Source organism: Paenibacillus sp. IHB B 3415 (genome assembly GCF_000802655.2).
Taxonomy (GTDB): domain Bacteria; phylum Bacillota; class Bacilli; order Paenibacillales; family Paenibacillaceae; genus Paenibacillus_AQ; species Paenibacillus_AQ phytohabitans.
Genome location: NZ_JUEI01000013.1, coordinates 16,155 through 29,640, shown reverse-complemented (window position 1 = coordinate 29,640; position 13,486 = coordinate 16,155). Strand labels below are relative to the sequence as shown.

The following is a 13,486-nucleotide window of genomic DNA, read 5'->3' as shown; positions in this document are numbered from 1 at the left end:
TTATAGAACGATCGGTAAATATTATTCTGCCATTGTGAATTAAATCACATTAATTCCGCACTAATCATTCTATATTAATTTTAAAGGAAAAATAAATCTGCAGCAACACACACCCCAAGGAGGTTATTTACATGAGAAAGCTCGCAGCAATAGCAGCCGCATTCACTCTGACCCTGCTCGTCGGATGCGGCAACTCGGCAAACAACAATGCGGCAAATACAAACACGTCCGCAAATAACGGCAACACGGCCACGGCCACCGAAGCACCGGATGCTGTAACATCGGTTTCCGTCGTTGATAATAATGAAGCCTTCAAGAAGGCGATCAGCAAAGACGGCCACTGGATCGCCGCAGTCCTGAACGACCTGACCTTCACGGAAGAGCTTGTGGTAGACGGACAGTTCATCAATAAGGAGGAGCCAGCCCGCAAAATCGCGCTCTATACCCAGGACGCAGATCACAACATCACCAATTCCTTCACGCTCACCGCTCCGAAAATTACGATCCGCAGTGAAAATTGCCGGATACAAGGCGGTATCTTTGTCGGGGATGTCTACGTTGAAGCTGACGGCTTCGCTGTTGTGAATGCTACCATTGAAGGCAATGTCTATTTCTCGGATGCCAAATACCAGGCTACCTACACGGCAGCTGACCAAGGTAAGGTAACCGGTGTGACTGAAGTCCAGAAATAAGTTATTCTGTACAGGAGGTGTTCCTTTCAGGGCAATCTTGCCGGGGACACCTTTTTGCGGTTTTACCAGGAAAAGAGGTGCAGAACCCATGTTATCTGTCCGTAAGTCCGTCATTCTCTCCCTACTGCTGCTGCTGTTCTCATCCTGCAGCGGGCAAGAAGAGGAGCAACAACCGCAATACCGCATACAGTCCGGCCATGATCTTAGTATTCTTACGACTACCGACACACACTATTTATCGCAAAGCCTGAGGGATCTCGGGCCTGCCTTCAATCAGTTTCTGGCTGCCGGGGATGGTAAACAGCTGGGATACAGCAACGAAATGATGGAAGCCCTCGGATACGACATCGGCATCCGGAAGCCCGATGCCGTCATCATTAGCGGAGATCTCAGCAACAATGGTGAAGAAGCCAGCCACAAAGACCTGGCCAAACATCTGAAGACCATCGAACAGGAGACAGGGACCCGGGTATATGTGATCCCCGGCAATCACGATATCCAGAATCCCTGGGCCCGCAAATTCAAAGGCCAGCGCCAATACCCTGCAGATTCCGTTACAGCCAAAGAGTTCCGCAAAATCTATGGCAGCCTCGGTTACAATGAAGCGCTGCTGGAGGATGAGGATTCGCTGAGCTATCTGGCCGCCCCGTCGGATGATTTGTGGCTGCTTATGCTCGACACTGCACAGTACAAGAATAATAAAATGCTGGGAAATCCGCAGCTTGAGGGCAAGGTGAGCGCTTCGACCCTCAAATGGATTGATACCTGTGGTGAAATGGCTGCGTCACAAGGGGCGCAGATCGTAGCAGTCATGCATCACAGCCTGCTGGATCACAGCGATTTCATCCAGGAGGGCTTCACTGTCGATGATAACGGGCAGGTTATTGACGCCCTGCTGCGCAATAATATCCATACCACACTCAGCGGCCACATTCATATTCAGGATATAAGTGAATATCAGAAGGACGGCAACAGCATCTATGACATCGCAGACAGTGCATTATCGGTATTCCCGCATCAATACGGCATCTTAAACTATTCAGCTTCTAATCAGACCCTGGATTACAATACAGCTAAATTAGGGATGGAGCTGTGGGCCGCAGCTTCGGGCAGCACAGATCAGAATCTGCTCCAGTTCAACACTTACAGCGAAGCTAATTTCCGCAAGCGCTCCGCGACCCGCAGTTATTCCCGTCTGACCGCGGACACAGCGTACGCTAATTACACGGATGCCGAGCTGAACGCGATGGCGGATGTGGTCGGCCGGCTGAATGAGATTTATTTTGCAGGAACCGCCAGTACTGACAATGCGGCTGTAATCGCCACGGAAGGCTACCGCCTCTGGCAGAAGGCCCCCGCCAGCGGGACAAGAAGTTATGTCCTGAGCATGGCTGCACGGGAGCAGAAGAACAACCACCAGCTGCATATACAGCTTCCGGCCCGTTGATGTTTGAGCATGAAGGATTGCGTTTAATTTAGGGCTGTACAGCAATATCATGACTGCTGAAGCGCTAAGGAGGATGACAAACCAATGTTCAAACGCATGGATGAGATTATGATTGAGATTCCGGACGTCGAGAAACCAGATCCCAATGCCGCTGCGGCTGTACAGGAACTGCTTGGCGGTAAATTCGGTGAAATGTCAACACTCAACAACTATCTGTATCAGTCCTTTAACTTCCGTTCCAAGGAGAAGCTGAAGCCCTTCTACGATCTGGTAATGAGCATTACCGCAGAGGAGTTAGGCCATGTCGAACTCGTCTCCCACGCTGTTAACAAATGTCTTAGAGGTTCCACGGATTATAAGAAGCCGGACTCTACTCCACTGGATGCTGTAAAAGATGCCCGGCTGTCCTATCACTTCCTGGCCGGAGCCCAGGGTGCCATGCCGTTCGATTCTATGGGTAACCCCTGGACCGGGGCCAATGTATTCAACAGCGGCAACCTCGTGGAAGATCTGCTGCATAACTTCTTCCTGGAATGCGGGGCCAGAACACATAAAATGAAGGTCTACGAAATGACCGACCATCCGGCTGCGCGTGCTGTTGTCGGTTTCCTCCTTGTCCGTGGAGGCGTTCATGTGGTCGCTTATGCCAAGGCACTGGAGATTGCCACAGGCGTCAATGTAACCAAGCTTGTGCCAATCCCTTCCCTTGACAACAAATCGTTCAATGAAGCCAGAAAGTATGAAGAAAAAGGCGTTCATACGAAGCTGTACACCTGGAGCGATAAGGATTTCAGCTCCATTGACCAGATCTGGAAGGGCACCCATCCAGAGGACGGGCTTCCGCTTGAGGTTATTCAGGGCGTGCCTGAAGGTGTACCGATTCCCGAGGCTCCCGAGTCCAAGGAGGAATTCGCACCGGGAATCTCGGCCGAGGAATTCAAGGAGATTGCCAAACGGCTTAAGATGGCAGGCAATATCAAAGATTAGACAGGGCTGGTGTTGGCATATATATTATGCGGTGGACACAGCCGGCTGAAATAAAGAAGCGGATGTTCCGGAAGCCCTGAGAGGGCTGCATGGACATCCGCTTTGCTGTGCAGGTTGGTGCAGGAGGTTGCGGATAATCCGCATATACCTCAAGATTCGCTGAACCCCTGACATTTACCGAATCAGGATTCATAACAGAAGGAGGCTGCAGACTGCAGAACACCAGTAATGTACTCCGAAACCCTGACATGCACCGGATGAACCAGATAGGCTTCCAGATCCGCCATGCTCTCATATTGCACAATCAGCATCAGATCGTAAGAGCCGCTGCGGACATCAGTCTCCACCTTCAGTTCATGGATATGCCCGATTTTGCCGCGCATGCCCAGAAGCACTTCACGGGCTTCAGCAATACGTTCCGGGCTGCCATCCTTCAGCTTGATTAACAGATTGTTGGTGATCATTGTACATTTCCCCTTTCATCCTGCGGCTCTAGAAGCAGTGACGTACCCGCGGCTTCACGGCCATTCACCAGTAGCGTTAGGGTGTGTTCTCCCGGATAATGACGGCGGGTGGTCAGGTTGGCCCAGCGGTGCGTCCGCGTGCCAGACAGTCTGGAACCGCCGGGGACGGTTTTGTCGGACAACAAAAAGAGCTTGCGCGAGGTCTTCCCCCCTGCCTTCACGAAGTCAATCCCATACTCGATCCGGATTCGCACCGGTTCACCTTCCCGGATCGTAAGGGCATACTGCAGTTCGCAGTTGTCACCGATCCGCACCTCAGCCGGTTGGGCAGCGAGTACAGCGGCGGTAACCAGCGGGGCACCGCCCGCTTCAGGAGCATAACCAAACAGCTCCATAATCTCAGGGTCCGCCTTACGGATCAGCGAGCGGCAGCCATGCCGCACAATCCAGTCCGTATTCACATTATTGCCTTTCCAGCGGCGGGCCGTCTCAATAACGACAGCCGGATGCTCCTTCGCGATATCATTCAGATTGTTGGCTACACTCTTACGCACATAGAGCGACGGGTCCGCCTTCAGCTTCTCCAGCAGCGGCAGCACCGGGGACGGATCGCGTTTGAACATCGGCAGCGCCTGGCCCCATGGGAGACGGGGCCGGCTGCCTTCGCTGGCGAGACGCCGTACATGCTCATCCGGATGCTCTGCCCAGGCCAGCATCTGAATCATCATCCGCTGCGGGTCCCGCAGCATGAACGGCCTGACGGCGAACTCTGCCGAGGATTTCGGCGTGAACCGTTCCAGCGCCGCCATGGACAACTCCCAGTGCTCCTCCCTGCCGCCAAACAACTCGACGAAATCAGGGAAGATCAGATACGGAAATCCGACACAGTCTTTATCGATGGCGCACAAAATATCTAATGCTTCTTCATAACATGATGGCAGGAATGCCCCCAGTGTCTCCGTGATCCGCCGCATCCGTGCCTTAAGCTCCAGTTCCTCCCAAGGCTCTTTCATTGCCGCAGCGGTGAAGTCGTCCGTATCAAATGAACCGTATACGGCCTGGATCTTCGCGCCGAGGCTGCGCAGGAATTCCTTGTTGTACATTGCTTTCAATGGTTCCGCCATCCTATGATTCCTCCTGCTGATTGTGTTCAGATCACTTGTCAGAACAGCGTAACATAATAAACTGGACAGCCTTATGTCACGTTAAGTTAGGTAATGTATTGTGTGAGGCTTATATACTGGATATACAACGGTTATGCCGGTCAGTTAATCAGGCGCTCCACTTCTTCAATGCTTTTCTTCGCCCGGCTGTTCAGCGCCCGTTTGTCCTTGAGTCCGAGCTGCTGCAGCTCATGGCCGGGGTCTGTCACCAGCGGCTGTGTTACCACACTTTCAAGCAGCTGCACGGCGACCCGGCAGGCGCTGAACAGCAGCTCGCGGGTAATTACTATTTTATGGGCGCGGATGATTTCTACCAGAGCTTCGGCATACATCAGTCTGACTATACTGTCTGCGCTCATCAGGTTGCGGGAGGCGAACGAAGCTGTCTTGTCCACAATGACCGGGTCCTGATAGTTCTTGGACAAAGCTTCAAGCCGGGCAACAGCCTCCCAGTCCCTGATCGACAGGCGCCCGCACCCTTCCGCGATCATCTCCTGAAACCATTGAAGCTCCATTTCCCGGACAATGCCATATTGTTTGTACTGTTTAAGGGCACCTTCACGGTGCATTTGGGCCGGGCTGCCCAGATACCGGATGAATATCTCCCGCGCTTGCCGCGTTTCTTCTTCCATACTGCCCTCCACCTTATTTCCTATATTTATTATTCACCATAACCAGCACTGCCAGCGTAGTATAAACCGTCTTTCTCCCAACACTCACGAGGGAACAGCCACCTTCATCCTTCGTCCGGCCTTCAAGCACAATCCGGGGAAAATTTTCAACTATTTCAGAAAGGAAATCCTATTTTCAAAATCCGCTGTCTGTCGTAGAATAGTGTTTAAGATTATGCACCGTTATATTTATACTACACATGGAAGGGGCTGGGATTATGCCGCAGACACTTGTCCAAAATGCTGATTTCTGGGTTGCAGCTTTATCGCAGACCTTCGTGTCCGCGTTGCAGCTTGACCCCGATGGAATGTACTCCCAGGTTGGAGTCGGAATTGTCGAGAAGTTCTCCGAGGAATATGTGCGGCTCAAAAGATTCGACGGCACTGTCTCGCATTATGCCCGCGATATTACCAAATTCCAGCACAATCAAGCCTCACGCCGCTAACAGGCCTATGCTGTACTTTCCCCTTTTGGCCGGAGTTTTCCTGCTTGGGGAGGTGAATTTCAAAAAAGGCGTATACATGACCTGCTCATGTATACGACTTTTGCCTGATAGCAGGCCGCAGAATCGCCTTCTGAAGCAGTCAACTTATTCCTGCTGCTTCAGCGCTTAGAAGGCCCCACGCCTCCCATTGTCCAGAAATCCGTCCCGGTAAAAAACCGATCTTTGCCTGCCGCCGCTTCCTTCTCTTCAGGAATAAATGCCCAGGCTGCACGCTTGGAACGCACCGGATCATCACCGGCTATGCCGTATTCCCGGTAAATGGCCGTCTGCATATTCCGGGGATTCCCCCAGGGGTCCCACCCGGAGGGATGAATATGCCCGCCCAGCCGGCAGTTCACGATATCCGTTCTGGCGTATCCGCGCCACGGGCGTCCCAGATAGACACCGCTAACCCCCGGGTCCGACGTAAAATAACACTCGTTGAACAGATAGCCATACTCCTGATGCTGCGGCGTGGATGCCGCTGTGATGTAACCCGGCCCGTCGTTATAATGACGCAGACTGCGGATCTCACAATGCTCGAAATAAGCTGCTGCTCCGCCGAAAATAAAATCAATCGTTCCTTCGATATAACAATTCGTGTACAGCTGGCGGCAAACGGCGTGCTGCTCCTTAAGCGGAATGCCTCCAAAGGCCTTGCCTTCTTTGGTATACGGCGGCAACGGTCCGGTGAACAGCGTATCCTGATGGCCCCTGAAGCTGCAGCTCCGGAATAGGGTCTCATCACAATGGGCCGATACCGCTACAGCCTGCCCGATGTCATTTCCTTGCCCAGCTGTGTTCACAATAATCAGGTTCTCAAGCATCAGCCTCCGGCCGCCGAGGAACAGTGTCGGTGTAGCAAAGGTTCCCTGCTCTTCTCCTGACTCGTCCAGCTCCTTGGCATGTCTGTTCATGGTGATTACCACTTCCCCGATGCCCACTAGATTAAGATTGGACCGGTATATTCTTACCGCCTCTTCATACACACCTGACATAATATACAGGGTCACCGGCTTCTCCAGCGGATCCCGTTCAAGTTCATCCACCGCTGCCTGGATACTCTGGTAATCGCAAAAGTCCCGCTTGCCCACCAGCACTGCTATCGTCCCCCTTAAGAAATAAGTTCTGTTCAAACCGGCATTCCTTGACACGTAAATTATACCGCCGGCCGCAGCAATGTTCCAGATATAATTTTAACGTGTGCATTTCAATAAAGTCTTGACTTGACGCGGCTGTAGCACTAAACTGAAATCGTTAACAATTCTATTTTCCCGGAGAGATGTCATGATTACCATCAAAGATATTGCACGCGTCGCCGGCGTCTCCCACACGACTGTATCCAGAGCGCTGAACGGCAGCCCGCTGATCAAGAAAGTCACCCGGGATAAGATTGAGCGAATCGCCGCGGAAATGAATTATGTGCCGAATTACAGTGCCAAGAGTCTGGTTACGAAGAGATCGTTCACCATCGGGCTGTTCTTCTCAAGCATTGAGCAGGGTACTTCAGCCAGCTTCCTGGTTGATGCTATCAAAGGCATTACGCATATCCTGGATGAGAACTACAATCTGACCGTTAACGGAATAGACGGTGTCCATAACTTCAGCAATATTCAGCCCCAGCGGTTCGACGGCATTCTGGTCATGAGCCAGAGTGATGAGGATAATGCCTTCATCTATCATGTGAAGAAGATGGGCATACCGCTTGTGGTGCTGAACCGCCAGTTGGAGGACCCGGGCATTATGAATGTCGTAGCCAATGACCGCGAAGGCGTGAAGGAAGCGATTGATTACGCTGTGCTTCAAGGGCACCGGAAGCTGGCTATTATTGAAGGAAAGCCCGGCTTCAAATCGTCCAGCGAACGCAAGCAAGGGTTCATGGACAGCCTGATTGCAGGCCGTCTGGCGCTGAATCCCGATTATTTCGCTTCAGGAGATTACAGCATCGAGAGCGGCTACACGGCAATGACCGCGCTGCTCAGCCTTGAGGATCAGCCTACAGCTGTATTCTGCTCCAACGATGATATGGCCATTGGCGCGATGAACGCCTGTTATGCCCATAAGGTAGATGTGCCGGGACAGATATCCCTAATCGGATTCGACGATATTATGTTCGCCCGCTATACGAATCCTGCCCTGACCACCGTCCGCAAGCCCATTGCGGAGATTAGTGAACTCGGTATGAAAATGCTGATTCAGCTGCTGCTGCAGCCCGAGACAGAGCCGCAGCAGTTATTCGTCAAGACCGGCCTCATGGTACGCGATACTGTCGCCAAGATCTGAGTGCTGGTTCTGACGCAGTGAATTACCGGTATGTGCCGGGTTATCCGGCTTGCCCGCTTTGTATTTTCAGCAGACACGAATAACGTCTACAATGACGTCATTTCCGGGTTTGCTCAAAATAAAATGTTAACGTGTGCATTTTAACATTATATTTTAAAAGGAGATCATGACCATTATGACAAACCGTTTATCCAGAAGCACTCACCCGGAGTTAACCCTGCATCCCGAGCGTATGATTCAATTCGGTGAAGGCAATTTCATGCGCGCCTTCGTGGACTGGCAGCTGCAGCAGATGAACAACCAAGGCCTGTTCAACGGAAGCGCAGTACTGGTCCAGCCGATTGAACAGGGGCTCGGCGGATTCATGGCCGCCCAGGACAATCTCTACACCGTGCTGCTGAACGGCATTATGGATAACCAGACAGTCAACTCGCGGGAAATCATCTCTTCGGTCAGCCGCGTGATTAACCCTTATAACGATTACGGGAGTTACCTTGCGCTCGCTGAGAATGATGAGCTGGAATTCATCACCTCCAACACGACGGAAGCCGGTATTGCCTATCTACCGGGCGACCGTGCAGACGGCACGCCGCCGAAGAGCTTCCCGGGCAAGCTGACTGCGCTGCTCCACCGCCGTTTCGAGCTGGGCAAAAAAGGCTTCGTCATCATCCCCTGCGAGCTGATCGACCGCAACGGCGAGAAATTGCAGGAGATTGTGCAGCAATATGCCGCTGACTGGAATCTGGGCGGGGAATTCCTGCAATGGCTGAAGGAGGAGAATACCTTCTGCTGCAGTCTGGTTGACCGGATCGTTCCGGGTTATCCGCGCGATAAGGCCGCTGAGCTGGAAGCTGAGCTGGGGTATCTGGACAATGTGATGGTTACGGCTGAGCCATTCCTGTTCTGGGTCATTGAAGGACCGGAATCACTTACTGAACGGCTGCCGCTGGCTAAGGCCGGACTGAATGTTGTGGTCACCCCTGATATGACTCCATACCGCGAGCGCAAGGTTCATCTGCTGAACGGGCCGCATACGGCTATGGTTCCTCTGGGTTTGCTGGCGGGTCTGGAAACCGTTGAGGATGTTATGAATGACGAAACGTTCTCCCGCTTCGTGAAGCAGCTGATCGAAGATGAACTGATTCCTATGCTGGATCTGCCTGCTGAAGAGCTGCTGTCCTATGCGGATGCCGTGCAGGAACGGTTCAGAAATCCGTTCATCCGCCATGAGCTGACTTCCATCTCGCTGAACAGCATCTCCAAATTCAAAACCCGGCTGCTCCCGGTGCTGCTCCGCTATCAGCAGGAACGCGGCAAGCTTCCGGAGCGCATAACGCTCGCCTTCGCCGCTCTCCTGCTCAGCTACCGCGGTGACCGTGTGCCGCTGCAGGACAGTCCGGAAATCCTTGAGATTTTCACACAGGCATGGAGTGATCCGGCAAGCTTCGCAGGCACCATTCTCAGCAACACCAGCCTGTGGGGACAGGATTTGTCCTTGCTGCCCGGACTCACAGCCGAGATTAACGCCCATCTGCAGCAGCTGGAGCAGCACGATTCCCGCGCCGCTCTGCAGCAGCTTGTCGGCTAAGAAATACTAACAAAACTTAGGAGGGTCCAACATGAAGCACTTAATGAAAATGAACCCCAGAGATACAGTAGCTGTAGCCCTGCGGCCGATATCGGCCGGGGAACAGCTCACCATAGACGGCTTGACGCTTCAGGCAGCCCAGGATATTCCGCAGGGCCACAAGATTGCCCTGACTGATTTCCAGACTGATGAGGTTATCACCAAATACGGTTACCCTATCGGCCATGCCATCACTCCGATTGCCGCAGGGGACTGGATTCATACGCATAATATCAAGACCAATCTGTCCGGCGAGGAGGAATATGAGTATGTGCCGGATGTTCATCAGGTTACGTATCCTCGCCGTGATCTGACCTTCCAGGGCTACCGCCGGAAGGGCGGCAAGGTCGGCATCCGTAATGATCTGTTCATTATCCCGACCGTGGGCTGTGTGAACGGGATTGCCGAGCAAATGCTGCAGGAGTTCAAGGCTGAGCATCCCGATCTCGGCGGCTTCGATAACTTCACGGTACTGAAGCATCCTTACGGCTGCTCACAGCTCGGCGATGATCACCGCATGACCCGCAGCATTCTGCTCGACGCGGTCAACCATCCGAACGCCGGCGGGGTACTCGTGTTCGGGCTCGGCTGCGAGAACAACATTGTCGCTGAATTCCGTAGCATGCTGGGGGATTATGACGAATCGCGGGTGAAATTCCTGGTTGCCCAGGAGGTGGGCAATGAGGTAGAAGCCGGCCTTGAGCTGCTGGAGCTGCTGTATGAAGCTGCGAAGAACGATGTCCGTGAGCCGGTTCCGCTCAGTGAGCTGAACATCGGCCTGAAATGCGGCGGCTCTGACGGGTTCTCCGGGATCACAGCCAATCCGCTGCTGGGGGCGTTCTCCGACTTCATCATCTCCCAGGGCGGAACCTCGGTGCTGACGGAAGTGCCGGAAATGTTCGGTGCGGAAAAAATGCTGATGGCGCGTGCAGAAAGCCATGAGGTCTATGAAGAGATCGTGTCGCTGATCAATAACTTCAAGCAGTATTTCCTCTCCTACGGCGAACCTGTATACGAGAATCCTTCTCCCGGCAACAAAGCTGGCGGCATCAGCACCCTGGAGGACAAATCGCTGGGCTGCACCCAGAAGGCCGGAACCTCGCCGGTGGTCGATGTGCTGCAATATGGCGTGAAGCTGCGCAAAAAAGGGCTGAGCCTCCTGCAGGCTCCCGGCAACGATCTGGTAGCCGCCTCCGCTCTCGCTGCTTCGGATTGCCAGCTGGTGCTGTTCACTACCGGACGCGGAACGCCGTTCGGCAGCTTCGTACCTACGGTGAAGGTGGCCACCAACAACGATCTTTTTGCCAAAAAAGGCCACTGGATGGACTTCAACGCCGGTCCTCTGCTGGAAACACCGATGGCTGATGTGCTGGAGGAATTCATCACTTATATCATTGATGTCGCCAGCGGCCAAAAAACACGGAACGAGCAGAATGAAGTGCGCGAGCTGGCTATTTTCAAAACTGGCGTTACGCTATAAACCCTACCAAATTCATGTAAAGGGAGATCTTATCCATGTTTCTTAATGAAGATTTCATGTTATCCGGCGATACCGCACGCCAGCTCTTTCATCAGCACGCCAAAGCAATGCCGATTGTCGATTACCATTGCCATCTGGACCCGCGCGAAATCTATGAGGATAAACCGTTCGAGAACCTCACGGCAGCCTGGCTCTATGGAGATCATTACAAGTGGCGGCTGATGCGCGCGAACGGTGTGCCGGAATCGCATATTACCGGGGACGCCTCCGATTATGATAAATTTCTGGCCTGGGCCCGCACACTCCCGAAAGCCATCGGCAACCCGCTGTACAGCTGGACTCATCTGGAGCTCCGCCGCTTCTTCGGCGTTAATGAGCTGCTGAACGAAGCTTCTGCACCGGCCATCTGGGAGAAGGTGAACCGCAAGCTGGCCGAACCAGCGTTCACCCGCCGCGGTCTGATCCGCAGTTCGAACGTCAAGGTGATCTGTACTACGGATGATCCGGCAGACTCGCTGGAATACCACAAGCTGCTGAGAGATAGTGAATCCGCGTTCCAGGTGTTCCCGACCTTCCGTCCCGATAAGGCACTGAACATCGATGCCGAGGGCTTCAGCGCCTGGATCGGCAAGCTGGAGCAGGCTACAGGTCAGCAGGTCAAGACTTATGCGGCCTTGCTTGAGGCACTGAGCAACCGTGTGGACTTCTTCCATGAGAATGGCTGCCGCTTGTCGGACCATGCCCTTGATGTGCTGCGTTACGAGGCTGGTGAACCGGAAGCTGCCCAGGCGGTCTTCGCCAAAAGACTGCAGGGTGCTTCCCTGTCACCTCAGGAAATTACCCTCTACCGTACAGAGCTGCTGACAGCACTGATCGGCTTCTACCAGGCCAAAGGCTGGACCATGCAGCTTCATCTGCATGCGTACCGCAACAACAACACGCCGATGTTCCGGAAGCTCGGGCCGGATACCGGATACGACGGCATTAACGATCTGCCGCTGACCACACCGCTGTCACAGCTGCTTGACCGTGCCGAGAGCGGCAGCGGACTGCCGAAGACGATTCTGTACTCGCTGAATCCCGGCGACTACCCAGCCCTGCTGGCTTTGCTCGGCTGTTACCAGAAGGATACTGCCGGCAAGCTCCAGCTCGGCTCCGGCTGGTGGTACAACGATACCCGCAGCGGTATGCGTCAGCAGTTGACCCTGCTGGCGGATAATAGCCTGCTGGGTAACTTCGTCGGCATGCTGACCGATTCACGCAGCTTCCTCTCTTATACCCGGCACGAATATTTCCGCCGGGTGCTCTGTGAGCTGCTCGGTGAACTCGTGGAACGCGGCGAGGCGCCGGATGATATAGACTTACTGGGCGCTATGGTAGAGGATATCTCCTATAATAACGCAGCAGGCTATTTCGGCTTCCAGACCTCCGGCAGCTCGGTGGAGGTTACTGCCCGATGAAGGAGTGCTGAAGATGCCGACTATCTATATTGCCGGAGATTCTACCGCAGCCCGGAAGGCGGCCTCCGAATCGCCGATGACCGGATGGGGAGAATTTCTGCACGGGCATGTGGGACCGGAGGTGCGGATTGAGAACCGGGCAGTGAACGGACGGAGCACACGCTCCTTCCTGGCTGAGGGCAGGCTTGCTGAGATCGAGCAGGACTTCCAGGCTGGAGACTTCCTGCTGATCCAGTTCGGGCATAATGACCAGAAGATCGAAGATCCGGCGCGTTATACCGATCCGGATACCGAATACCGCCAGAATCTCAAGGTGTTCATCGATTCCGCCCGCAGCCGCGGCGGGTTCCCGCTGCTGTTGACCTCTGTGAGCCGCCGCCGCTTCACAGCGGAGGGTGAACCTGATCCTGAGGCCGTGGGGTCATACCCGCAGGCCATGCGCGAGGTTGCAGTGGAGACCGGAACACCGCTGCTCGATATCTTCGCCTCCTCCCAGCAGCTCTACCGCTCAATGGGAGTGGAAGCTTCGATGCAGCTGTTCATGCATCTGCCGCCGGGCAGCCATCCCAACTACCCTGACGGGATCGCGGATGACACTCATTTCTCGCTGGCAGGCGCGCAGCGTATCGCTTCGCTGGTTGCGGAAGCAATGGAACAGTCTGCGGGACTCTCGGCACTGCAGCCGTACTTGCGGATATAGTGCGTTAAGCCGCTTCACTTGATGACT

The 13,486-nt window shown here is 53.9% G+C and carries 13 protein-coding genes; 9 read left to right on the top strand and 4 right to left on the bottom strand.

Annotation, left to right across the window (positions count from 1 at the left end):
- The first annotated feature begins 131 nt into the window (after positions 1–131).
- The 3 genes from QW71_RS06980 to QW71_RS06970 all read left to right on the top strand — a co-directional run bounded on the left by QW71_RS06980 (position 132) and on the right by QW71_RS06970 (position 3,126).
- On the top strand, positions 132–692 hold the full coding sequence (locus QW71_RS06980) for a hypothetical protein (RefSeq protein WP_039295368.1): 561 nt from the start codon (positions 132–134) through the stop codon (positions 690–692).
- Positions 693–780: 88 nt separating this feature from the next.
- Positions 781–2,139 (top strand): metallophosphoesterase, encoded by a 1,359-nt coding sequence (locus tag QW71_RS06975; protein ID WP_039295367.1) that lies wholly within the window; start codon positions 781–783, stop codon positions 2,137–2,139.
- 84 nt (positions 2,140–2,223) lie between these two features.
- Positions 2,224–3,126: a manganese catalase family protein gene (locus QW71_RS06970; RefSeq protein WP_039295366.1), complete on the top strand. Its 903-nt coding sequence runs from the start codon at positions 2,224–2,226 to the stop codon at positions 3,124–3,126.
- Positions 3,127–3,308: 182 nt separating this feature from the next.
- Here the strand turns inward: QW71_RS06970 and QW71_RS06965 are convergent, their stop codons facing one another.
- The 3 genes from QW71_RS06965 to QW71_RS06955 form a co-directional block, all read right to left on the bottom strand.
- Entirely contained in the window at positions 3,309–3,590 is a 282-nt protein-coding gene (locus QW71_RS06965; protein ID WP_039295365.1) for a Dabb family protein, read from the bottom strand.
- Positions 3,587–4,714, bottom strand: a complete 1,128-nt coding sequence (locus QW71_RS06960) for a hypothetical protein (protein WP_039295363.1) — start codon at positions 4,712–4,714, stop codon at positions 3,587–3,589. The genes QW71_RS06965 and QW71_RS06960 overlap by 4 nt, the downstream gene beginning before the upstream one ends.
- A 140-nt stretch (positions 4,715–4,854) precedes the next feature.
- Positions 4,855–5,385, bottom strand: coding sequence for a hypothetical protein (locus QW71_RS06955; RefSeq protein WP_039295360.1), 531 nt, complete (start codon positions 5,383–5,385; stop codon positions 4,855–4,857).
- A gap of 257 nt (positions 5,386–5,642) precedes the next feature.
- Between QW71_RS06955 and QW71_RS06950 the strand changes: the two genes are divergently transcribed.
- Positions 5,643–5,870, top strand: coding sequence for a hypothetical protein (locus tag QW71_RS06950; protein WP_052421961.1), 228 nt, complete (start codon positions 5,643–5,645; stop codon positions 5,868–5,870).
- A gap of 158 nt (positions 5,871–6,028) precedes the next feature.
- Here QW71_RS06950 and QW71_RS06945 read toward each other — a convergent pair whose 3' ends face one another.
- Positions 6,029–7,009 (bottom strand): pectinesterase family protein, encoded by a 981-nt coding sequence (locus QW71_RS06945; protein ID WP_039295355.1) that lies wholly within the window; start codon positions 7,007–7,009, stop codon positions 6,029–6,031.
- A gap of 187 nt (positions 7,010–7,196) precedes the next feature.
- Here QW71_RS06945 and QW71_RS06940 point away from each other — a divergent pair, with 187 nt between their 5' ends.
- The 5 genes from QW71_RS06940 (at position 7,197) to QW71_RS06920 (ending at position 13,459) form a co-directional block, all read left to right on the top strand.
- Positions 7,197–8,192: a LacI family DNA-binding transcriptional regulator gene (locus QW71_RS06940; protein WP_039295353.1), complete on the top strand. Its 996-nt coding sequence runs from the start codon at positions 7,197–7,199 to the stop codon at positions 8,190–8,192.
- Between the two features lie 175 nt (positions 8,193–8,367).
- Positions 8,368–9,780 (top strand): tagaturonate reductase, encoded by a 1,413-nt coding sequence (locus tag QW71_RS06935; RefSeq protein ID WP_083442455.1) that lies wholly within the window; start codon positions 8,368–8,370, stop codon positions 9,778–9,780.
- Positions 9,781–9,811: 31 nt separating this feature from the next.
- On the top strand, positions 9,812–11,299 hold the full coding sequence (locus QW71_RS06930; protein ID WP_039295348.1) for a UxaA family hydrolase: 1,488 nt from the start codon (positions 9,812–9,814) through the stop codon (positions 11,297–11,299).
- Positions 11,300–11,334: 35 nt separating this feature from the next.
- The gene (uxaC, locus tag QW71_RS06925) at positions 11,335–12,759 is read left to right on the top strand and encodes a glucuronate isomerase (protein WP_039295344.1); all 1,425 of its coding nucleotides are present in this window, start codon (positions 11,335–11,337) and stop codon (positions 12,757–12,759) included.
- Between the two features lie 13 nt (positions 12,760–12,772).
- Positions 12,773–13,459, top strand: coding sequence for a rhamnogalacturonan acetylesterase (locus QW71_RS06920; RefSeq protein WP_039295342.1), 687 nt, complete (start codon positions 12,773–12,775; stop codon positions 13,457–13,459).
- The last annotated feature ends 27 nt before the right edge of the window (positions 13,460–13,486 follow it).